Origin of the sequence: Jannaschia sp. GRR-S6-38 (assembly GCF_029853695.1) — a bacterium.
GTDB classification, from domain to species: Bacteria; Pseudomonadota; Alphaproteobacteria; order Rhodobacterales; family Rhodobacteraceae; genus Jannaschia; species Jannaschia ovalis.
Genome location: NZ_CP122537.1, coordinates 2,571,627 through 2,591,102 on the forward strand (window position 1 = coordinate 2,571,627; position 19,476 = coordinate 2,591,102).

At 68.6% G+C, this 19,476-nt stretch carries 24 protein-coding genes, 2 tRNA genes and 1 pseudogene; 19 read left to right on the forward strand and 8 right to left on the reverse strand.

Going from position 1 to position 19,476, the window contains the following annotated elements; translation table 11 throughout:
* Positions 1 to 10: 10 nt before the first annotated feature.
* A tRNA-Thr gene (locus P8627_RS13230) sits at positions 11 to 85 on the reverse strand.
* 118 nt (positions 86 to 203) lie between these two features.
* Here P8627_RS13230 and P8627_RS13235 point away from each other — a divergent pair.
* From P8627_RS13235 to hisD, 4 genes are read left to right on the forward strand one after another with little or no spacing between them, the layout of a single operon-like run.
* Positions 204 to 362 carry a hypothetical protein gene (locus P8627_RS13235; protein WP_279964623.1) on the forward strand — a complete coding sequence of 53 codons (159 nt, stop codon included), beginning with the start codon at positions 204 to 206 and terminating at the stop codon, positions 360 to 362.
* Positions 355 to 1,629: a UDP-N-acetylglucosamine 1-carboxyvinyltransferase gene (murA, locus tag P8627_RS13240; protein WP_279964625.1), complete on the forward strand. Its 1,275-nt coding sequence runs from the start codon at positions 355 to 357 to the stop codon at positions 1,627 to 1,629. The genes P8627_RS13235 and murA overlap by 8 nt, the downstream gene beginning before the upstream one ends.
* On the forward strand, positions 1,622 to 2,080 hold the full coding sequence (locus P8627_RS13245; protein ID WP_279964626.1) for a DUF2948 family protein: 459 nt from the start codon (positions 1,622 to 1,624) through the stop codon (positions 2,078 to 2,080). The genes murA and P8627_RS13245 overlap by 8 nt, the downstream gene beginning before the upstream one ends.
* A gap of 57 nt (positions 2,081 to 2,137) precedes the next feature.
* Positions 2,138 to 3,442, forward strand: a complete 1,305-nt coding sequence (gene hisD, locus P8627_RS13250; protein ID WP_279964628.1) for a histidinol dehydrogenase — start codon at positions 2,138 to 2,140, stop codon at positions 3,440 to 3,442.
* A gap of 3 nt (positions 3,443 to 3,445) precedes the next feature.
* Here hisD and P8627_RS13255 read toward each other — a convergent pair whose 3' ends face one another.
* Both P8627_RS13255 and P8627_RS13260 read right to left on the reverse strand, forming a co-directional pair.
* Entirely contained in the window at positions 3,446 to 4,783 is a 1,338-nt protein-coding gene (locus tag P8627_RS13255) for a carnitine 3-dehydrogenase (RefSeq protein ID WP_279964631.1), read from the reverse strand.
* Between the two features lie 82 nt (positions 4,784 to 4,865).
* Positions 4,866 to 5,774 (reverse strand): BKACE family enzyme, encoded by a 909-nt coding sequence (locus P8627_RS13260; RefSeq protein ID WP_279964632.1) that lies wholly within the window; start codon positions 5,772 to 5,774, stop codon positions 4,866 to 4,868.
* 94 nt (positions 5,775 to 5,868) lie between these two features.
* Here P8627_RS13260 and P8627_RS13265 point away from each other — a divergent pair.
* The 15 genes and pseudogenes from P8627_RS13265 to P8627_RS13330 form a co-directional block, all read left to right on the forward strand.
* Positions 5,869 to 6,339: pseudogene (locus tag P8627_RS13265) on the forward strand (UPF0262 family protein); the annotation flags it as partial.
* Positions 6,340 to 6,417: 78 nt separating this feature from the next.
* Positions 6,418 to 6,798, forward strand: coding sequence for an arsenate-mycothiol transferase ArsC (locus P8627_RS13270; protein WP_279967469.1), 381 nt, complete (start codon positions 6,418 to 6,420; stop codon positions 6,796 to 6,798).
* Between the two features lie 110 nt (positions 6,799 to 6,908).
* Positions 6,909 to 7,514, forward strand: a complete 606-nt coding sequence (locus P8627_RS17090) for an RHS repeat-associated core domain-containing protein (RefSeq protein WP_407932937.1) — start codon at positions 6,909 to 6,911, stop codon at positions 7,512 to 7,514.
* 2 nt (positions 7,515 to 7,516) lie between these two features.
* On the forward strand, positions 7,517 to 7,927 hold the full coding sequence (locus P8627_RS13275; protein ID WP_279964634.1) for a hypothetical protein: 411 nt from the start codon (positions 7,517 to 7,519) through the stop codon (positions 7,925 to 7,927).
* Positions 7,928 to 8,093: 166 nt separating this feature from the next.
* Positions 8,094 to 8,828 carry an RHS repeat-associated core domain-containing protein gene (locus tag P8627_RS13280; RefSeq protein ID WP_279964635.1) on the forward strand — a complete coding sequence of 245 codons (735 nt, stop codon included), beginning with the start codon at positions 8,094 to 8,096 and terminating at the stop codon, positions 8,826 to 8,828.
* The gene (locus P8627_RS13285) at positions 8,812 to 9,057 is read left to right on the forward strand and encodes an Imm32 family immunity protein (RefSeq protein WP_279964636.1); all 246 of its coding nucleotides are present in this window, start codon (positions 8,812 to 8,814) and stop codon (positions 9,055 to 9,057) included. The genes P8627_RS13280 and P8627_RS13285 overlap by 17 nt, the downstream gene beginning before the upstream one ends.
* Positions 9,058 to 9,111: 54 nt before the next feature.
* Positions 9,112 to 9,567, forward strand: a complete 456-nt coding sequence (locus tag P8627_RS13290; RefSeq protein ID WP_279964637.1) for an RHS domain-containing protein — start codon at positions 9,112 to 9,114, stop codon at positions 9,565 to 9,567.
* A gap of 69 nt (positions 9,568 to 9,636) precedes the next feature.
* Positions 9,637 to 9,855, forward strand: a complete 219-nt coding sequence (gene infA / locus P8627_RS13295; protein ID WP_007205486.1) for a translation initiation factor IF-1 — start codon at positions 9,637 to 9,639, stop codon at positions 9,853 to 9,855.
* Positions 9,856 to 10,422 (forward strand): Maf family protein, encoded by a 567-nt coding sequence (locus tag P8627_RS13300; protein WP_279964657.1) that lies wholly within the window; start codon positions 9,856 to 9,858, stop codon positions 10,420 to 10,422.
* Positions 10,419 to 11,432, forward strand: a complete 1,014-nt coding sequence (locus tag P8627_RS13305; RefSeq protein ID WP_279964659.1) for a ribonuclease E/G — start codon at positions 10,419 to 10,421, stop codon at positions 11,430 to 11,432. Before P8627_RS13300 ends, P8627_RS13305 begins: the two co-directional genes overlap by 4 nt.
* Positions 11,429 to 11,620 carry a DNA gyrase inhibitor YacG gene (locus tag P8627_RS13310; RefSeq protein ID WP_279964660.1) on the forward strand — a complete coding sequence of 64 codons (192 nt, stop codon included), beginning with the start codon at positions 11,429 to 11,431 and terminating at the stop codon, positions 11,618 to 11,620. The genes P8627_RS13305 and P8627_RS13310 overlap by 4 nt, the downstream gene beginning before the upstream one ends.
* A gap of 88 nt (positions 11,621 to 11,708) precedes the next feature.
* Positions 11,709 to 11,783: transfer RNA gene (locus tag P8627_RS13315), tRNA-Phe, on the forward strand.
* 132 nt (positions 11,784 to 11,915) lie between these two features.
* Positions 11,916 to 12,875, forward strand: coding sequence for a TRAP transporter substrate-binding protein (locus tag P8627_RS13320; protein ID WP_279964661.1), 960 nt, complete (start codon positions 11,916 to 11,918; stop codon positions 12,873 to 12,875).
* A gap of 37 nt (positions 12,876 to 12,912) precedes the next feature.
* A complete protein-coding gene (locus tag P8627_RS13325) occupies positions 12,913 to 13,434 on the forward strand; it encodes a TRAP transporter small permease (RefSeq protein WP_279964662.1) in 522 nt (173 codons plus the stop codon).
* A complete protein-coding gene (locus P8627_RS13330) occupies positions 13,434 to 14,735 on the forward strand; it encodes a TRAP transporter large permease (protein WP_279964663.1) in 1,302 nt (433 codons plus the stop codon). The genes P8627_RS13325 and P8627_RS13330 overlap by 1 nt, the downstream gene beginning before the upstream one ends.
* 3 nt (positions 14,736 to 14,738) lie before the next feature.
* Here P8627_RS13330 and P8627_RS13335 read toward each other — a convergent pair whose 3' ends face one another.
* Genes P8627_RS13335 through P8627_RS13355 form a run of 5 tightly spaced genes read right to left on the reverse strand, consistent with a single transcriptional unit; the run spans position 14,739 to position 19,444 of the window.
* The gene (locus P8627_RS13335) at positions 14,739 to 16,025 is read right to left on the reverse strand and encodes a TRAP transporter large permease (RefSeq protein ID WP_279964665.1); all 1,287 of its coding nucleotides are present in this window, start codon (positions 16,023 to 16,025) and stop codon (positions 14,739 to 14,741) included.
* The gene (locus P8627_RS13340; protein ID WP_347882272.1) at positions 16,022 to 16,564 is read right to left on the reverse strand and encodes a TRAP transporter small permease subunit; all 543 of its coding nucleotides are present in this window, start codon (positions 16,562 to 16,564) and stop codon (positions 16,022 to 16,024) included. Before P8627_RS13340 ends, P8627_RS13335 begins: the two co-directional genes overlap by 4 nt.
* A 23-nt stretch (positions 16,565 to 16,587) precedes the next feature.
* On the reverse strand, positions 16,588 to 17,616 hold the full coding sequence (locus tag P8627_RS13345) for a TRAP transporter substrate-binding protein (RefSeq protein WP_279964667.1): 1,029 nt from the start codon (positions 17,614 to 17,616) through the stop codon (positions 16,588 to 16,590).
* Positions 17,617 to 17,660: 44 nt separating this feature from the next.
* A complete protein-coding gene (locus tag P8627_RS13350; RefSeq protein WP_279964669.1) occupies positions 17,661 to 18,482 on the reverse strand; it encodes a putative hydro-lyase in 822 nt (273 codons plus the stop codon).
* 59 nt (positions 18,483 to 18,541) lie between these two features.
* Complete coding sequence (locus tag P8627_RS13355) at positions 18,542 to 19,444, reverse strand: LysR family transcriptional regulator (RefSeq protein ID WP_279964672.1); 903 nt, start codon at positions 19,442 to 19,444, stop codon at positions 18,542 to 18,544.
* Positions 19,445 to 19,476 lie beyond the last annotated feature (32 nt).

The following is a 19,476-nucleotide window of genomic DNA, read 5'->3' on the forward strand; positions in this document are numbered from 1 at the left end:
TGGGAAATCATGGTGCTGCTGGAGAGAATTGAACTCTCGACCTCTCCCTTACCAAGGGAGTGCTCTACCTCTGAGCTACAGCAGCGGCCATGTGGTGGGGCGATTAGACCGAACGGCGGGGCCGTGCAACCCCTTCTCTGACCGCCTCCGCTGGACCCTGCCGCGGGCTTTCGCTATGCGGGCGCGAGACGACAGGATCGCCCATGGGCAAGGATGGCACACCCACCCGCGAGGACCGGCTGAAGGCCGCGCTGAAGGCCAACATGGCGCGGCGCAAGGCCCAGAAGCGCGCCCGCGCGGAGGAGGAGGCGCCCCCTCGGCCAAAGGGCGACGGCGAGCGGAAGGACGAGCGGAATGGATAGCATCATCGTCACCGGCGGCGGCCCGCTTCAGGGGTCGATCCCGATCGCGGGCGCGAAGAACGCCTGCCTGACGCTGATGCCGGTGACGCTTCTGTCGGACGAGCCGCTGACCCTGACCAATGCGCCGCGGCTGTCAGACATCCGCACCATGTCCACCTTGCTGCAATCGCTGGGCTGCGAGGTCTCGGCGCTGTCGGACGGGCTGGTGCTCGCGCTGTCGAGCCACGCGCTGAACGGCGCGCGGGCCGATTACGACATCGTCCGCAAGATGCGCGCCTCGATCCTAGTGCTGGGCCCATTGCTGGCGCGGCACGGCTCGGCGGTGGTGTCGCTGCCCGGGGGCTGCGCCATCGGCGCGCGGCCGGTCGATTTGCACCTCAAGGCGCTAGAGGCGATGGGCGCCCAGCTGGAGCTGCGCGACGGCTATGTCCACGCGACCACGCCCGCGGGCGGCTTGCGGGGCGGAACCTTCGCGTTCCCCTTCGTCTCGGTCGGCGCGACCGAGAACGCGCTGATGGCGGCCACGCTGGCCCGCGGCACGACCGTCCTTAAGAACGCCGCCCAAGAGCCGGAGATCACGGATCTCGTCCGCTGTCTCAAGGCGATGGGCGCGCGGATCGAGGGCGAGGGGACGGCGACGCTGACCATCGAGGGCGTCGACCGGCTGCATGGCGCGACCCACCGGGTCGTCACCGACCGGATCGAGCTGGGCACCTACATGCTGGCGCCGCTGATCGCGGGCGGCGAGGTGACCTGTCTCGGCGGCAGGCGCGCGCTGCTTTCGGCCTTCTGCGACAAGATCGAGGCCGCCGGAGCCGCGGTCACCGAGACGCCGGAGGGCCTGACCGTGCGCCGCGCCAACGGCCCGATCCGGGCTGTCGATGTCGAGACCGAGCCGTTTCCCGGCTTCCCGACCGATCTGCAGGCGCAGATGATGGCGCTGCTCTGCACCGCCGACGGCACCAGCGTGCTCGAGGAGAAGATCTTCGAGAACCGCTTCATGCACGCGCCCGAGCTGACCCGGATGGGCGCGCAGATCGAGGTTCATGGCGGCACGGCCACGGTGACCGGGGTCGAGCGCCTGAAGGGCGCGCCGGTGATGGCGACCGACCTGCGCGCGAGCGTGAGCTTGATCCTCGCGGGGCTGGCCGCCGAGGGACAGACCACCGTCAGCCGCGTCTACCACCTCGATCGCGGCTACGAGCATGTCGTCGCCAAACTGCGCGGCGTGGGCGCGACGATCGAGAGGATCAAGGAAGATGGTTGACGCGCGGTTCCACGACGCCGACGGCGCGCCGCTGCGCCTCTGGGCGACCGATCCGGAGGACCTGCAGGTCGTCTCGGCGCTGTGCCAGGACGCCGTCCTGCCCGCGAACGAGATGCGCTGGCAGAAGGGGCCGGGGCGCTTCGCAATGCTGCTCAACCGCTTCCGCTGGGAGCACGGCACCCGTCGTCCCGAGCGGGTGCAGACCGTCCTCACCGTGACCGAGGTTCGCCACGTGCGCGGGCAGGGGGTGGTTCCGGGCGATGCCGACACGATCCTGTCGCTGCTGGCGCTGGAATGGGAGCCGGGGACCGATGCCGACGGTAAGCTGCGGCTGACGTTTTCCGGCGACGGCGTGGTCGAGCTCGATTGCGACTGCCTCGACCTGACCCTGCGCGACGTGACCCGGCCCTATGGCGCGCCCTCGGGGAAGGCCCCCGATCACGACGCCTGACGGGCCGTGCCCGGGCTCCGGCCCCCCGGAGCGCTTTCACAAGGAAGACCTGACCCGATGCCGCAATTCCTGACTTCTTCGGATGCCGATTTCGAGAGCCGCTTCGCCGCGCTCCTGACGATGAAGCGCGAGGACTCGGTCGATGTGGACGACGCGGTCGCCGCGATCATCGCGGATGTGCGCGCGCGTGGCGATGCCGCGGTCATCGACCTGACCGCGCGGTTCGACCGCCTGGAATTGACGCCCGACCGGCTGGCCGTGTCGGAGGCGGAGGTCGATGCCGCCGTGGCGCAGGTGCCGGCGGCCGAGCGCGCGGCGCTGGAACAGGCGGCCGAGCGCATCCGCGCCTATCACGAACGCCAGTTGCCCGAGGATGCGTCCTGGACGGACGCCGCCGGCGCGACGCTGGGCTGGCGCTGGGGCCCGGTGGACGCGGCGGGGCTCTACGTGCCGGGCGGTCTTGCGAGCTACCCGTCTTCGGTGCTGATGAACGCGGTCCCCGCGCGGGTCGCGGGCGTGACGCGCCTGGTGATGTGCGTGCCCAGCCCCGACGGCGTGCTGAACCCGCTGGTCCTGCTGGCCGCGCGGCTGTCGGGCGTGTCGGAGATCTACCGCATCGGGGGCGCGCAGGCGGTGGCCGCGATGGCCTACGGCACCGAGACGATCGCCCCCGTCGACAAGATCACCGGCCCCGGCAATGCCTTCGTGGCCGCCGCCAAGCGCCGCGTCTTCGGGCGCGTGGGGATCGACATGATCGCGGGGCCGTCCGAGATCCTGGTGATCGCCGATGGGCAGAACGACCCCGACTGGATCGCCGTCGACCTGCTGAGCCAGGCCGAGCATGACGCGAGCGCCCAGTCGATCCTGATCACCGATGACGCGGGTTTCGGCGCGCGCGTGGCCGAGGCCGTCACGACCCGGCTGGAGACACTGGCGCGGCGCGACATCGCCGGCGCGTCCTGGCGCGATTTCGGGGCCGTCGTCACGGTTCGCGACCTGGACGAGGCGGCGGCGCTGGCGAACCGCATCGCGCCGGAGCACCTGGAACTGGCCGTGGCCGATCCCGATGCGCTGGCCGCGAAGATCACCCACGCGGGTGCGATCTTCCTGGGCCAATGGACGCCCGAGGCCATCGGCGATTATGTCGGCGGGCCGAACCACGTGCTGCCCACCGCGCGCTCGGCGCGGTTCTCCTCGGGGCTTTCGGTTCTCGATTTTCTCAAGCGGACGACCATGGCGCGGATGACGCCAGAGGCGCTGAAGGCGGTGGGTCCGGCCGCCGTGACGCTGGCCGGATCGGAGTCGCTCGAGGCGCATGGCATCAGCGTGCAGGCCCGGCTGGACCGGCTGAACCAAGGCTGAGCCTCAGCCGAAATCGCGCAGCCGCGCGGCCATGGCCTCGGGCATCGGGGCGGAGCGGCGCGTGTCCAACTCGACATGCAGCAGAAGCTGGTCGCATTCGGCCAGCGGGGAGCCCTCGCGCGTCATCCGGTGGCGCAGCCGCAGCTTCTTGCCCGCCGCCTCAACCACCTCCGTCGCGACCTCGATCGGGTCGCCTGCATGGGTTTCCGCCAGGTAGCGGATCGTCGTCTCGACCGTGAAGAAGGACCATCCGTCCCCGTCGCCGGGCATCGCGCCGCAGCGAGCCATCACGGCGTCGGCCGCGTCCGAAAAGACCTGCCCGTAGCGGCCCTCGTTCATGTGCCCGTTCCAGTCGGTCCAGGTGACCGGCACCCGGCGGCGGACGCTCAGGCCGCCCTCGGGGGCGGGCAGCCGCGCCTCATGGGCCGCGACGACTTCGCCCGCGCCCTGTCCGCGGCGCCGCAGCCCGCGCAGGATCGTCACCAGCGCGTCGTCGCGCCGACGCTCCAATTCGCGCAGGGAAAGGTGACCCGATTGCGCGTCCGATTGCGTGGCGATCCGATCGACGAGCGCCGCGTCGAGCTCCGGCACGTCCATGAGCCGCGTCCAGGGCCATTTCAACGCCGGTCCGAACTGCCGCAGGAAATGCGCTATGCCCGCGGGCCCGCCCGCGATGCGATAGGTCTCGAACAGCCCCATCTGCGCCCAGCGCAGACCGAAGCCCATGCGGATCGCCTCGTCGATCTGCGCGGTCGTGGCGATGCCGTCGCGCACCAGCCAGAGCGCCTCGCGCCAGACGGCCTCGAGCAGGCGGTCGGCGATATGGGCATCGATCTCGGCCCCGATCTCGAGGGGAAACATCCCCAATTCGCGCAGGATCTCGGCGGCGCGGGCGGTGTCGGGCCCGACGAGTTCGACCAGCGGCAGCAGATAAACCGGGTTGAACGGGTGGGCCACGATGGCACGCGCGCCGGCGGCGTTGAGATCCGACGGCTTGAAGCCCGAGGTCGAGGAGGCGACGACCGCGGCATCTTTCGCGACCCGGCAGGCCGCGCCCAGCACCTCGTGCTTCAGTGCCAACCGCTCCGGCACGCTCTCCTGCACCCAGTCGGCCCCCGAGACGGCCGCCTCGAGCGTGGCGGCGACCTGCAAGCGGCCTTCGACGGGAAGCGCCCGGTCGTAGAGCATCGGCAGCGCGCGGCGCGCGCCGTCGAGCACCTCGCTCAGGGCCGCGGCCGCCCCGGGCGCCGGATCGAAGACCGCGACGTCCCAGCCATTCAGCAGGAATCGCGCGGCCCAGCCGCCGCCAATCACCCCACCGCCAAGTATTGCAGCCTTCATGCTCAAACCTCTTCCTCTGGCCCGAAATACTTCGGGGAGCGCGAGGGGCAGCTCCCCTCGGCCCCAGCGGCGCCGTCGCGCGTCAGCGCGGCATCCTCTTTTCCAGACCCAACCGGTTGCGCACCTCCCCGGGCGACAGGATCCGGCAGCCCATTGCGCGCAAGATGCCAACGGCCCGCTCCACGAGCTGCGCGTTCGTCGCCAGCACGCCGCGGTCCAGCATCAGGTTGTCCTCCAGCCCGACGCGCACGTTCCCGCCCGCCAGCGCGGCCGCGGCGACATAGGCCATCTGGTCGCGTCCCAGCGAGAAGGCGGACCAGGTCCAGCCCTCCGGCACCGCGCCCACCATGGCCAGCAGCGTGGAAAGGTCGTTCGGCGCCCCCCACGGCACGCCCATGCAGAGCTGGACCAGGGCCGGATCGTCGAGCAGCCCCTCGCGCGCGAGCTCACTGGCGAACCAGAGATGCCCGGTGTCGAAGCACTCGACCTCGGGCCGGACGCCCAGGTCGCGGATCCGGGCCGCCATGTCGCGCAGCATGCCCGGCGTGTTGGTCATGACGTAGTCGTTTTCCGAGAAGTTCATCGTGCCGCAATCCAGCGTGCAGATCTCGGGGCGGCAGTCGGCGACATGCGCCAGCCGCGCCTCGGCGCCGATCATGTCGGTGCCCCCGGCCGGGGGCAGGGGCGTGTCGGGCGGACCCAGGACCAGGTCGCCGCCCATGCCGGCGGTCAGGTTCAGCACGACATCCGTCTCGGCGGCGCGCACCCGTTCGACCACCGCGCGGTAAAGCGCCGGGTCGCGCGACGGCGCGCCGCTCTCCGGGTCGCGCACATGGACATGGGCGACGGCGGCCCCGGCCCGCGCCGCGGCGATGCAATCCGCGGCGATGGAGTCGGGCGTGCGGGGGACGTGCCGGCTGCGGTCTTGCGTCTGGCCGGAGCCCGTGACGGCGCAGGTCACGAAGACCTCTCGGTTCATGGCAAGCGGCATCGCGATCCTCCCTCCCGGGCATCGCTAGCGCAAGCGCCCGGGCGGCGTCACCCCGTCTTGGCGGCGGATGCGAAAGCGGTCATATCTGCCGGCCATGACCAATCGCCTCTGCCATGTCGAAATCGACGATCACGGCCTGCCCACGCCCACGCCGGAGATCGAACAGGAGCGCGCCGTCGCCATTTTCGACCTGCTGGAGGACAACAGCTTCGGCCTCGTCGCCGATGCCGCGCCCGCGGGGCCCTACCGCCTGGCCCTCGCCATTCGCGAGCGGCGGCTGGTCTTCGACATCGCGACCGAGGCCGGCGACCGGGCGGGCGAATTCCATCTGAGCCTCGGGCCGTTCCGGCAGGTGGTGAAGGATTACTGGCAGATCTGCGAGGCCTATTTCGACGCGGTCAAGAAGCTGCCGCCCAGCCAGATCGAGGCCATCGACATGGCGCGGCGCGGCATCCACAACGAGGGCGCGCGGCTTCTGCAGGAGCGGCTGAAGGGCAAGGCCGAGATCGATACCGACACGGCCCGACGGCTCTTCACGCTGATCTGCGTGCTGCATTTCGGGGGGCTGAGCGTGGCGGGCGACAAGCGCAGGCAGCCGCAATCGGTCCTGTTCTGCTGCGATCACAATGCGGTGCGGTCGCCGATGGCCGAGGGGCTGATGAAGAAGCTGCACGGCCACGACATCTACGTGCAATCGGCGGGCGTGCGGAATGATCTCGAGATCGACGGCTTCGCCATCGCCGTCTGCGAGGAGCTGGGCGTGGAGCTCTCGCGCCATCGCTCGCGCAGCTTCGACGAGATGCAGGAATGGGGCGACGACCTCGAGGGGTTCGACCTGATCGTCGCGCTCTCCCCCGCCTCGCAGCGCATGGCGCAGGAACTGGCGCGGCACGCCCATATCGAGGTCGAATACTGGCCGATCATGGACCCGACGGGCCTGGGCGAGACGCGCGACGCCAAGCTCGCCAGCTACCGCCAGAGCCGCGACCAGATCATGGCGCGGCTGAAGGACCGGTTCGGCTGAGGGGCGCGAGCCGTCCAGGTGGCGGCGTCCACGTCGCGACCGGCGACACGCTCGACCTGCGCTTCCCGGGGCAGGGGTACCAGGCCAAGAGCGGGCTGCGCCGGATCTAGATGCGGGATTACGACCCGACGACGGGGCGGTACGTGCAGGCGGACCCGCTGGGGCTGCTGGATGGGGCGAGCGTGTATGGGTATGCGCTGCAGAGCCCGATGCGGTGGACGGATCCGAAGGGGGAGGCGGTCTGGGGAATGTGCCGGCCACTCGACGGTGCTCTTGGCTATCTGCCGCGAGGTCGGCACTGTGCTGTATTTGTCACGGACGATGACCCCGGGGATCAGTGCCTTCAGGACGGCGACCGAGGTCCGATCACCGGCCAGTTTTCCCTCGCCGCAGGTGATCGCGCTTTCGATCTGGAAGGTACGACGCCGGCCTATCAGCGGGACCGAGCCCTTTTTCTCGGTACCGTCATTGACAGTCGCGGGCGCGGAACAACAATTGTGGGTGTTAGGCCGCCTGAAGGAACATCCATAAGGGATTTCGACGATCTCGTAATTACGAACGGGAATCGCTTCAGGCGGGGAAGGTACAACGCCGTGCTGGGTCCAAACTCGAATACCGCCGCAGAAAATGTCATTCAGATGTCGGGTGGGCTCGTGACAGACCTAGGCGCGCAAGCCCAGAAATACGGTGAACTTCGCCGTTACGGGGACTGGTAGCGATGAAGTGGATTACCCTATTCGTAGCCGTCTTAGCGATGCTCTCCGTTCCCGTCCTGTATGCGACGGGCCTATCCTGGACGCATCGTTTCGGCCAGGCAGGCCCCTACGCGATTGGGTCGACGCCGGAGAAGGTGCTTGAAGTCACTGTCACGAATGAGGACGCGCGGATCAGTGCAGCTGCCACAGGGCCGACCTATGTTACAGATGGCCAACTGATCCAGTATCCTGAAAAGAAGGTCGTAAGTAATTCTGACTTTGTTCGCCTGAACGGGACGGCAGACTTCTGGGTCATCGGCCAGGATGTAGACACCTTCCTAGGGCTCCCTTTTCCGGGCACTCATACTTTCGAAATCGAATTCAAGGAGGGGCGAGTCCATCGGATCAGGGAGCGGCGCTTCTTCGGCTATTGATGCTCTCCTCTTAGCCATCGGCGTCGCTCCCAGCCTAAGGACCGCCGAAAGCTACCGAAGCAGCCTAAGGAACTGCGGATGGCCACCTAGTTCATCAGCGGCTGCGTGGTCTATCCGTCTACACCGACCATATCGTTCGGTTTTTGCAACTGACGATAGTGGTCTCGTGGTTTGGGAGGCGCGCTACCTGGCCCTCGGCGGCGCCCACGTCTCGACCGGCGGCACGCTCGACCTGCGCTTCCCGGGCCAGTGGTTCCAGGCCGAGAGCGGCCTGCACCAGAACTGGATGCGGGACTACGACCCGACCACGGGGCGGTACATCCAGGCCGACCCGCTGGGGCTGGTGGATGGGGCGAGCGTGTATGGCTATGCGCTGCAGAGCCCGATGCGGTCGACGGATCCGACGGGGGAGTTCATTCCGCTCCTCCTCCTCGGATACTCCGTCTACTCGGCGATCAACGCCGCCGCCGAGGCCTATGACGAGTTCTGCTACTCCGACGATGGCTTGATAGGCGCTGAAACGGCTTGGCTTCTGCTTGACGTCGCCCCAGGCGGGCTTGGAAGAGCCGCCAAGCTTGGCGTTCGCGGGATGCGGTTCGGAGATGCGGGTCTGGGCGTTCACCGCCGGGGTTTAGGGGGCAACCCATTTTATGGTAAATCGCCAAAAGAAATTGACACCATGTTCCGGTTAAAAGGGTTTGAGCTCAGGGGCACTAATCCAATGCAAGGGCAGGGCGGCTACGTGAATAGAAACACGGGGCGATCCTACCGCATCGATCCCGGGGGAAACTACAGACGAGGTATTGAATATCCCCACGTCGATGTAAACAGGATTGGCAGCACCAGTTTGAAGAAGAGAAAGTACCCGATAGGAGATCGCCTTCATGGCCCAACAAGATGAATACGTTTTGACTTTTGAGGTCGGTGTAGGTGATCAAGGTCATGAACTACACATTCATTTCGATGCTGTAGGCCTCCAGAAACTTCGACAAGCCTTGGACCATGTAGAGAGATCGAAAGATCACGAACACTTGATGGTTCCTAGCTGGGGGGGATCAGAACTTACCGAAGAGAAACAGAATGATAGTTCTCATCTCATCCCTTCGGTGACAATCCACTTCTGGGATTGATGAGCGTCCAAGGAGCTGAAGTGGACCTAGCTCTTCCATTTGGGCCAGCAGGTGGTGCGCCGCCTGATCACAGTTCAGCGGACGATCCACTCGGTCCACGACCTCGATGGCAACCGGATCGCGGAATACGAGGTCGATGCGCTGGCGGGAACGCATACGCTCCTGCGCGAATACGTCTGGATGGACGGGACCGTGGTGGCGGTGGTCGAGGGGGGCGCAGTCTATCACGTCCGCACCGACCACATTGGCCGCCCGGTCTTCGCCACGGACGACAATGGTCTCGTGGTCTGGGAGGCGCGCTACCTGCCCTTCGGCGGCGTCCACGTCTCGACCGGCGACACGCTCGACCTTCGCCTCCCCGGGCAGTGGTTCCAGGCCGAGAGCGGGCTGAATCAGAATTGGATGCGGGACGACGACCCAACGACGGGACATTTCCCGAATGCCTACCTAGCGCCTGGCCCGCGCGCAGCCGTGCCGCGGTGCGGCGCAGACCGGCGCATTGCCCCTTGAACTTTCGCCGGTTTGGGACCATCTACCCGCATCCGGCCGCGACCCTGCGGCGAGAACACAGGAGAGATCATGGCCAAGGAAGAGCTTCTCGAATTCCCCGGCGTCGTGAAGGAACTCCTGCCGAACGCGACATTCCGGGTCGAACTCGAGAACGGCCATGAGATCATCGCGCATACGGCAGGCAAGATGCGCAAGAACCGCATTCGCGTCCTCGCGGGCGACAAGGTCCAGGTCGAGATGACGCCCTACGACCTGACCAAGGGCCGCATCAACTACCGCTTCAAGTAAGTGTTCGTCCTGGGCTCCGGCTCGCCCCGGCGGTTGGAGCTGCTGGCGCAGATCGGCGTCGTGCCCGACGCCGTGCGCCCGCCCGAGGTCGACGAGACCCCGCGCGGGGCCGAATTGCCGCGCGCCTATTGCGAACGCATCACCGCCGCCAAGCTCGATGCCGTCGCGGCCGGGCCGGAGGATATCGTCCTCTGCGCCGACACGACGGTGGCCGTCGGGCGCCGGATTCTCGGCAAGCCCGAAGATGCCGAAGATGCTGCGGCCTTCCTGCGGCTATTGTCGGGGCGTCGCCACAAGGTCATCACGGCGCTGGCCGTCCGCCGCGATGACCGGCGCTGGTTCCGCACCTCGGTCAGCACGGTCCGGCTGAAGCAGCTCTCGGAGGCTGAGATCGCGGGCTACCTCGCCACCGGCGACTGGCGGGGCAAGGCCGGCGGATACGCCATCCAGGGGCCCGCCGCGGCCCTCGTGGCGTGGATCGAGGGCAGCCATTCCGCAATCATCGGCCTGCCGCTGCACGAGACGGCCAACCTGTTGCAGGCCGCGGGGCTGGAGATCTGGACATGAACGACGTGCAAATGGTCCTGGGCCAATTCGGCGAACGCGCCGCCGCCGCACGGCTCGTGGGCGGGCTGCTCGACGACCTGCTGATCGACGCGAATGACGACCGGCCGGGCCCCGGCGCCATCTTCCGAGCCACGTGCGACCGGCCCGTGAAGGGGCAGGGCGGCATGTTCATGAAGCTGGGCGGCGGCCTGACGGGCTTCCACCGCAACGCCCGCGGGTTGGAGCCGGGCCAGTCGCTGCTGGTCCAGGTCTCGGGGGCGGCCGAGGCGGGCAAGGCCGTGCCGGTGACTGACCGGGTGCTCTTCAAGTCGCGCTACTGCATCGTCACCCCCGGCGCGCCCGGCGTGAACGTCGCCCGCGCCCTGAAAGACGAGGCGGAGCGCGACAGGCTGCTGGAAATCGCGCATGAGACGCTGGCCGATCTTCCCGCGGCCGAGGGGCTGGGCGTGATCCTGCGCTCGGCCTGCGACGGCGCCGAGGCCGAGGCCGTGGCCGAGGATCTGGCGGCGACCTGGGACCTCGCGGTGAAGGTGCTGGGCGATCCGGGCCACGAGCCCGAATTGCTGCTCGATGCGCCCGACGCGCATGATCTGGCCTGGCGGGAATGGGCCGATGCCGCACCCTCCGACGACTGGGCGGGCGTGCTGGACCAGCTCGACGCGTTCCGCCGGCCGGAGGTCTCGCTCGGCGCGGCCACCGCCTTCATCGAGCGCACCCGCGCGCTGGTCGCCGTCGACGTGAACACGCCAGAGGGCGGCGCGGGCGGTTTGAAGGCCAATCTCGCGCTGGTCCGGGAGCTGCCGCGCCAGCTGCGCCTGCGGGGGCTGGGCGGCCAGATCGTGCTCGACCTCGCCCCGATGCCGAAGCGCGACCGGCAGACCTTCGAGGCGGCGCTGCGCGGGGCCTTCAAATCCGACCCGGTCGAGACCAGTTTCATCGGGTGGACGCCGCTCGGCCATGCCGAGCTGACGCGCCGCCGCGAACGCCGCCCGCTGGAGGAATTGCTGTGACCTGCCCGATCTGTGAAAAGCCCGCCGTCGCGGCCTACCGCCCGTTCTGCTCGCGCCGCTGCGCCGACGTGGATCTCGGCAAGTGGCTGAACGGCAGCTATGCTGTCCCTTCGACCCGCCCCGAGGATGCCGAGGAGGCGCTGGACGAGATCCTGCGCGAGGCCGAGGACACCCCGCGCCGCCATTGAGCCACCGGGCCGGATTTCGGTCTTGCCTCCCCTCCGGCCCTGTCCTAAGTGATCGCCACCCCGCGACGGCCCGCCCGTCGCACCCGGTGCCTGGGTAGCTCAGGGGTAGAGCAGTGGATTGAAAATCCTCGTGTCGGTGGTTCGATTCCGCCCCCGGGCACCACTACAACTCCCACTCGCTGCTAGGTTCGCGCGGGCTCCGGCCTAGCGTCGGCGTGGCCTGGGCTCTGGTCATCGTCCCCGCCTGCTGTAGGCTGCGGCGCAGAACGGGACCGAACCAACGGGAGATTGGATCATGAAACTGCTTCTGGGCGCCGCCCTCGCCGCCGTCACCGCGCTGCCGGCCGCGGCACAATCCTGGGACATGCCGACGCCCTATGGCGACAGCGTGTTCCACACCGCCAACATCATCGAATTCGCCGAGGACATCCGCGGCGCCACCGAGGGCGCGCTCGATATCACGGTGCATTCGGCGGGATCGCTCTTTCCGCATGCCGAGATCAAGAACGCCGTCCGGTCGGGGCAGGTCCCGATCGGGGAGTTCCTGCTGTCGCGCCTCTCGAACGAGGACGCGGCCTTCGGCCTCGACAGCCAGCCCTTCGTCGCCACCTCCTACGAGCAGGCGCGGGCGCTCTGGGATGCGCAGATGCCGGTCATCACCGAGCTTCTGGCCGAGCAGGGGCTGCGCCCGCTCTACGCCGTGCCCTGGCCCGCGCAGGGTCTCTACACCAATGGCGAGGTCACGGCGGCCTCCGATCTCGAGGGGCTGCGCTTCCGCGCCTATAACGCCCAGCTCGAGGAATTCGCGGGCCTGGCCGGCGCCGCGCCCGTGCAGGTCGAGGCGCCCGACATCCCGCAGGCCTTCGCGACGGGCCAGGTCGAGGCGATGATGACGTCCCCCTCGACCGGCGTGTCCTCCTCGGCCTGGGATTTCGTGACCCATTACGGCCAGGTGGACGCCTGGCTGCCCAAGAACATCGTCGTCGTGAACGAGCGGGCCTTCCTGCGCCTCGACGAAGCGGCGCAGAAGGCGATCCTCGAAGCGGCGGCGCGGGCCGAGGCGCGCGGCTGGCAGCTCTCGATGGAGGAGACGAGCTCGAAGACCGAGGAGCTCGCCGCGAACGGCATCACGGTCTACGCGCCCTCCGAGCAGCTGGTCGCGGATCTGCAGGGCTTCGGCGCGCAGATGCTGGAGACCTGGAACGCCTCGGCCTCCGACGAGGCCAAGCAGATCCTCGAGACCTTCAACCAGTAAGGACGCGCGGGGGCGCCCCGGCGCCCCCGCCAAGCCCATGGCCCGCATCCTCGACGCGCTCTACCGCGCCGCCGCGATCGCCGCGGCCGCCTGCATCGGCGCGATCTGCCTTCTGATCGCGGCGCAGGTCCTCCTGAACGCGGGCAGCCGGATCGGCCTGCCGCTTCCCACGACGATCCCGTCCTATGCGGATTTCGCGGGATTCCTGCTGGCCGGCGCGACCTTCCTCGCGCTGCCCTGGACCTTGCGCACCGGGGGGCATGTGCGCGTGAACCTCGTGACGCGGCTGCTGCCGCGCAGCCTGCGCCTGGCGGTCGAGCTCTTCGTGATTGCCCTCGCGACGGGGTTCGTGGGCTTCGCGACGGGCTATGCGTTCCTGCTGGTGCAGGAGAGCATCGCGTTCGGCGACGTCTCGCCGGGGATCGTCCCGGTCCCGCTCTGGCTGCCGCAGCTCTTCATGGTGACGGGGCTCGGGCTGTTGACGGTCTCGCTGATCCACAGCCTCTTCGAGACCTGGGCCGCGCGCGAGCCGGTGCTGGGCGGCGGAGAGGAAGCCTGATGGACCTGATCCTGACGGGCCTCGTCCTGCTGATCCTGCTCTTCGCCTTTCTCGCCGCGGGCGTCTGGGTGGCGCTGGCCCTGGCCGGGGTGGCGTTGGTGGGGCTTCTGGCCTTCTCGAACGCGCCGGCGGGCCTCGTGCTGGCCACCACCTTCTGGGGGCATTCGCATAGCTGGTCGCTGGCGGCCCTGCCGCTCTTCATCCTGATGGGCGAGGTCCTGCTGCGGTCCCGGCTGAGCCAGGACATGTTCAGCGGGCTGGCCCCCTGGCTGGGCCGCCTCCCAGGGCGGCTTCTGCATGTCAACGTGCTGGGCTGCGCGATCTTCGCCGCCGTCTCGGGATCGTCGGCGGCGACGGCGGCCACGATCGGGCGCATGTCGGTGCCCGAGCTGGAAGGCCGCGGCTATCCGCAGGGCCTCGTCATCGGGACGCTGGCCGGATCGGCCACGCTGGGCCTGCTGATCCCGCCCTCGATCATCCTGATCGTCTACGGCGTGGCGACCGAGCAGAGCATCGCGCGGCTGTTCGTGGCGGGCATCCTGCCGGGGCTTATGCTGGTCGCGCTGTTCTCGGGCTATGTCGCGCTCCGGGCCTGGATGGACCCGGACCTGATCCCCCCGAGGGGCGATCGGTTGCCCTATCTTCAGCGGCTCAAGGCCTCGCGCAGCCTGATCCCAGTGGCGGCGCTGATCCTGGGGGTGATCGGCTCGATCTATACCGGGCTCGCCTCGCCCACGGACGCGGCGGCGCTGGGCGTCGTGCTGGCGGTGATCCTGGCCTTCGCGACGGGCGGCTTCAGCTGGGCCCTGCTGGGGCAGGCGATGATGGCCGCGACGCGGACCAGCGCCATGATCGCTTTCATCCTGCTGGGGGCGGCCTTCCTGTCGGTGGCGATGGGCTTCACCGGCATCCCGCGCGCGCTGGCCGCCTGGATCGGCGAGATGGGGCTGTCACCCTTCGCGCTGCTGGCGGTGCTGACCGTGTTCTTCATCGTGCTGGGCTGCTTCCTCGACGGGATCTCGGTCGTCGTCCTGACCACCTCGATCATCCTGCCGATGGTGCAGGCGGTGGGGATCGACCCGCTCTGGTTCGGCATCTACCTCGTGATCGTCGTCGAGATGAGCCAGATCACCCCGCCCGTGGGCTTCAACCTCTTCGTCATCCAGGGGCTGACGGGCATCGACATCCTGCGCATCGCGAAGGCGGCCTTCCCGTTCTTCCTGATCCTCCTGCTCGGCGTGGCGCTGATCACGATCTTCCCCGGCATCGTCACCGCACTGCCGGGGGCGATGGGGAACTGAGCCCTACTGCGCCAGCTGGTCGGGCAGCCAGGTCGCGAGCCCCGGCGCGGCGATCAGCAGGAAGGCCATCGCCAGCATGATGAGGACGTAAGGGATCGTCCCCAGCATCACCTCGTTGAGCGAGCCCGATTTCCGCGCGCCTTGCACGACATAGAGGTTCAGGCCCACGGGCGGCGTGATGAGCGCCATCTCGATCAGCACGATCATCAGGATCCCGAACCAGATCGGGTCGTAGTCCTGCGAAACGACCAGCGGCACGATGATCGGGATTGTGACGACCATCAGCGACAGCGTCTCGATGAAGAAGCCCAGCACGATATAGAGGACGACGATCACCAGGATCGTGCCCAGCGGCCCCAGCCCCAACCCGTCCATGAAGGCGTTGATCTCGCGCCCGAGACCGGCGGAGGCCAGCGTAAAGTTCAGGAAGGACGCGCCGATCACGATCAGCATGATCATCGCGGTGATCTTGACCGTGCCCAGAAGGCTCTCGCGCAGCATCTGCCAGTTGATCCCGCCGAAAAGCGCGGCGATCACGAAGGCGCCCGCGACGCCGACGGCGGCGGCCTCGGTGGGGGTGGCCCAACCGCGATAGATCGAGCCGACGATCAGGCCGAAAAGCAGGATGATCGGCCCCAGATCCAAGAGCGCGCGCAGCATCTGCGCGAAGGGAAAGGTCCGGCGCACGCCGCCCAGGCCCGGCCGGACCACGCAGATCGCGACCGTCGCCGCCATGAAGGCCAGCGCCAGCAGCAGGCCGGGCACCAGCCCCGCCAGGAACAGCCGCGGGATCGAGGTCTGGGTGAGGAAGCCGTAGACGATCAGGTTGATCGAGGGCGGGATCATGATCCCCAGCGTGCCCCCCGCCGCGATCGCCCCGGAAAAGAGCTTGGGGTCGTAGCCCAGCTTCTCGGCCTGCGGCATCGCCACCGTGGCGACCGTCGCCGCCGTCGCGACCGAGGAGCCCGAGGTGGCCGAGAACATCGTGGCGGTCGCGATATTGGCATGGACCAGCCCGCCCGGCAGCCAGCTAACCCAGCGGTCGAGCGCCGCATAGGTGCGCGTGGCGACCCCGGATCGGACCAGCACCTCGCCCAGCAGGACGAAGAAGGGGATGGCGATCAGCGTGGCCGAGTTCGAGGACGACCAGACCATGTTGCCCAGGCCCCGCGACAGCGGAAAGGCCGAGAAGAAGGCATCCACCCCGAAGCCCAGCAGGAACAGCACGATCCCCACCGGGATCGACAGCGCGAGAAGGCCCAGCAGACCCGCGGCGACGGCGCCGATCATTGCAGCGTATCCACTTCCGCGAAGGCGCCGATGGCGGCCTCGGTCTCCCCCGCGCGGCCGCGCAGGACCATCGACAAGGCCAGCAGGGTCAGCACCGCCGAGACCGTCGCGAACCAGACCCAGCCCGCGAACCAAGGCACCTGAACCCAGGCGAGCGGCGTCTCGAGCGGGGTGTTCGCCCGGCTGGAATTGGCCAGCGAGCGCGCCACGACCGGCCAGGCCTGGACCGCGATGAAAGTGACGGTGGCGGTCAGGACCACCATCGAGAAGATGTCGGCCAGCGCGCGCACCAGCGTCGTGCCGCGCGCCCGCAGAAGGTCGATGCGGACATGGCCCAGCTCGAGCAGCGTATAGGCCATGCCCCAGGCGGTCCCGATGGCCATCGCGTAGCCCGCGATCTCCTCGGTGCCGCCCAGCGAGCCGCCGAGCCGGCGCATGGTGATATCCAGCAGCACGAACCCCGCGCAGGCCAGCAGCATCAGCCCCGTCAGAAGGGCGATGCCGCGGTTGAGCCGGCGCAGCCGGTCGATCCAGATCATCTCCATTGCGCCGGCCCTTTCGTTCACTCGATGCTGACGCCGGTGACCGCACCCACGCTGTCGTTCCAGCGCTGGGCCCAGTCACCGCCCGCGCGTTCGGCCCATTCGGGCAAAACTTCAGTCACCAGGATCTCGCGGGCCCGGGCGAAATCCGCGTCCGAGGCCTCGACCAGCACCATGCCACGGGCGTCGCCCGCGGGGCATTCGCCGTTGCCGGTGAGGCAGGCGATGTCGTTGACCAGCGCGTCCTGCGCCGAGGCCCAGGCCGGGTCCTCGAAATCGGCGGCGATCGAGGCCCGCAGGGCGGTCTGCGTCTCGGCGTCGAGGCTGTTCCACTTGTCGAGGTTCATCGCCGTGACCACCGAGTCCCAGCCGCCCAGCGGCAGCGGCAGCAGATGGGTGGACACCTCCCACCAGCCCGCCGAGTAGCCCGAGCCCGCGCCCGTCACTGCGCAATCGACGACGCCGTTCTGAAGCGCGCCCGGCACCTCCGCGAAGGAGACATTGACGCCCTCGGCGCCCAGCGCCTCCAGCAGCTTGGCCGTCATCCGGCCCGAGGCGCGGACCTTGAGGCCCTGCATGTCGTCCAGGCCGCCGATCTCGGCGTTGCAGAAGACGACCTGCGGCGGGTAGGGCGCGATGGCCAGCATCTCGGCGTTGAACCGGTCGCGGAAGATATCGGCAACCATGGGCTTCGCCGCCTCGACCATGGCGCGCGCCTCGTCGGCGGTCAGCGCGATCAGCGGCACGTCCAGCCCCTCGAGCTCGGGCGCATCGGCCACGGCGTAATCGGCCACGGTCATCGCCACGTCGTACACGCCCTGTCCCAGCAGCGGATAGACGTCGCCCAGGCCGAGGTTCATCTGGTTATGCGTGGTCAGTTCGACCTCCATCCCAGGCACGGCGGCGGGCATCGCCTCGGTCCAGTAGGGGGCCTCGTAGGCGTTGTGCAGCGGCAGGCTGGACCAGCTGCCGACCACGCTGAGGGTTTCGGCGCCCGCCGGCGCGGTCAGGGCCGCGGTGCTCGCCAGAAGGATCATGGTCCGTTTCATGGGTGTCTCTCCTTGTTGGATCGGTCTTGTTTTTCGCTTGGGGGTCACGGTTGCAGGACCGTGGTTGCGGCATCCTCGGCCACGTCGGCGATCAGCATGTGACCGGGGGCGTGGGTGATGCAGAAGGGCAGGCGCGCGGCGCGCAGGACGTTCTGGGGCGTGACGCCGCAAGCCCAGTAGACGGGCACCTCGCCCGGGTGGACGGGCACCGCTTCGCCGTAATCCGGGGCGTCGAGATCGGCGATGCCGAACCCCGCCGGATCGCCCCGGCCCAGCGGCGCGCCATGGGCCTGCGGGAAGCGGGCGCTGATGCGCCAGGCATCCTCGACGCTGTCTTCGGGGATCGGGCGCATGGTCACGACCATCTTGCCGTGGAAGGGGCCCGCGGGCACGAGCTCGATATCGGAATTGAACATCGGCACGGTGCGGTCCAGCTCGACATGGCGGACGGGGATGCCGGCCCGCATCAGCGCGTTCTCGAAGGTGAAGGAACAGCCGAGCGCCACCGTCACCAGATCATCACGCCACAGGTCGGCGATATCGGTGACCTCCTCCGTCATCTCGCCGTCGCGAAACACGCGGTAGCGGGGTACGTCGCTGCGGATGTCGATGTCGCGGCCCAGCGTCGGCAGTATCGGATCGCCGGTATCGGAGACGCCGACGACCGGGCAGGGCTTGGGATTGCGCTGGCAGAAGCGCAGGAAATCGAGCGCATGCGCCTCGGGCAGGATCGCGAGATTGCATTGCAGCTTGCCCGCCGCCAAGCCAGCCGTGTGGCGGTCCCAGTCGCCGCGCCGGATCGCGGCGCGCACCTCGGCGGCCGACAGCTTGGCCAGCGTTGCGTGATCGGGTTTGGTGTTGAGCATCGGCAACCTCCCCCAAGGTCAAGACACCTCTGGCATGGCGGCGGCATCCGCTCAAATTGTCATTTCGGATCGGCAGTGATCGCGGATTCGGATCGCCCGGACGCCCAACCCTCCGCCACCTCCTGCGCCAGTCGCGCGCCGGTCTCGATCAGGTGGCTGCGCGGCTCGGCCAGCCAGGAGGCGGTGAAGACGAGCGGCTCGGGCTGGAAGCCGGCATCGAAGGGTACGATGCGGCCGGCCTCGACCAACGGCCGCGCGAGGTCGGGCGGGTAGGGGCCCACGGCCACGCCCGCCGCGATCATCTGCAGCGCCGCCGACAGCGAGGCGGAGGCGTAGATCCGCACGCCCGGCCCGTGCCGCCGCGCCAGCGTCTCGGCCAGTTCGCGGTAGGGGCGCGTCTGCCGCGAATAGGAGATGACGGGCACGTGGGCGAGGTCGACCGGCCCCATCGCGGCGGATTTGAACCATTGCAGCTCGAATTGCGGCAGCGCGGCGTTCTCGACCGAGAAGTCCGAGACCGGGCCCATCAGGAAGGCGAGATCGAGGCGGCGGTCGAGGAGCGCGGCGCGCAGGTCGATCGAGATGTCGACCGTCAGGTCCAGCGTGACCCGGGGATAACGCGCGCTGAGCGCCTGCAGGAAATCGGGCAGCCAGCTCTGGGCGATGGTCTCGGAGGCGCCGACGCGGAACAGCCCCTCGGCCTCGCTCGGATCGGCCACGTTCGCGCGGATCGCGTCCTCGACGAAAAGCATCTGCTCGGCATAGGTCAGCAGCATCCGGCCCTGCCGCGTCAGCTGCAGCCGTCCCGGCAGCCGGTCGAAGAGCGGGCGCTTCAATTCCGCCTCCAGCGTCGCGATCCGGGTCGAGATGGCCGGCTGCGACAGGTTCAGGCGCCGGGCCGCCTTGCGAACCCCGCCCAGCCGCGCGGTCCAGAGAAAGGCGCGGAGCTGATCGAGCGTCATGTGCGGAATTCCCGTGCAGCGATCGGGAAACG